The organism is Oleiphilus sp. HI0132, from assembly GCF_001635845.1.
Genome location: NZ_LWGJ01001859.1, coordinates 1 through 1,133 on the forward strand (window position 1 = coordinate 1; position 1,133 = coordinate 1,133).

Sequence of the window (1,133 nt, forward strand, 5' to 3'; positions counted from 1 at the left end):
CGCTTTCAAGCAGCTTTGCCAGAGACACCGTTTGCTCTTTTACCCGGTTATACTGTTGGAATAGCGTGGCAATCCCGTCAAGCTGGGTTTGCGCACCTCTAAGCCACTCATGCTTTTCCAGCCACTCGCCCACGGACTTAGTTATGTCGTGGCTATTTTTAATCTGCTTGGCACAGTCTTGCAGCTGTTTTAGCGTTTGAGTTTTTCTGGCGTCTATTTCAACTAATTCGGCATCGGCGGTTGATATGCTTTTCTGCTGGGAAGTAATACCTTGATCTAAAGGAACCAGCTGCTCAACTAGAAAGTTTTCTAGTCTTACATGGGTATTCTGAGCATCCTGGTATTCATTTTTAGCAAGCTGACAATTACCTTCTAATAGGTGGAATTCCTCTTGCTTTAAGCTACAAGAGGCATTGATTTCCTGGAAGTTTTTATCATATTGGTTTTGTTGAGCTTGAGCGCGCTGATATTGTTCATAATATGGTGAGAGCACTCTCGCTGGTAGGGCTCTTTCAAGCCTTGCAAACTCGGGTGCTAAACTGTCGCAATATTGAACATGCGCATCGAGCGCTGAACGACACTGCTTATTACTCGCCTGCAATTTTTCAAGCTTTTCAATATGAGAAACCTGTGCCTGAATATCGCCTCTTTTAAGCAAAGCAGTCTTACGCTTTTCTTCGAGGGCCTGTTCTTCAGCATACAGTAATTCAAGCTCCTCGGGACTAGTCTGCTCTAGACCTTCCAACTTGGCCGTCAGTAGCGTGTGTCGCTCTTTTTCTTGTCGAAAGCGTTCAAACACCTCGCTAGAAACTCTGCCGTATATGTCCGTTCCCGTTAACTCTTCAAGAAGTTCTGCCCGGTCTCCCGAATTTGCATTGAGGAAGGCTGCAAAGCCACCTTGAGCCAGAAGCATGGATTTTGTAAAACGTGAAAAATCCAAGCCCGTTATTTCGGCGATATGTTCTAGTTTGTCGCGGAGCTTATCAGCAATAATTTTATCGCGCCCCTCCTCACCGGCCCCGAGTAGTGCTAGCTCAACTTTGGGGCTTTGTAATTTTCCATCAGCTTTGCTTCGCGCCCTTCTTACTTCCCAAAATGCGCGAAAAACCTGGTCACCCTTAACACTGAACTCC

At 46.0% G+C, this 1,133-nt stretch carries 1 protein-coding gene; it reads right to left on the reverse strand.

Annotated elements, in window-relative coordinates; genetic code table 11:
* Window positions 1–1,133 (reverse strand): hypothetical protein (locus tag A3766_RS31750; protein ID WP_231883022.1); only part of this gene is annotated, 1,133 nt, incomplete at both ends.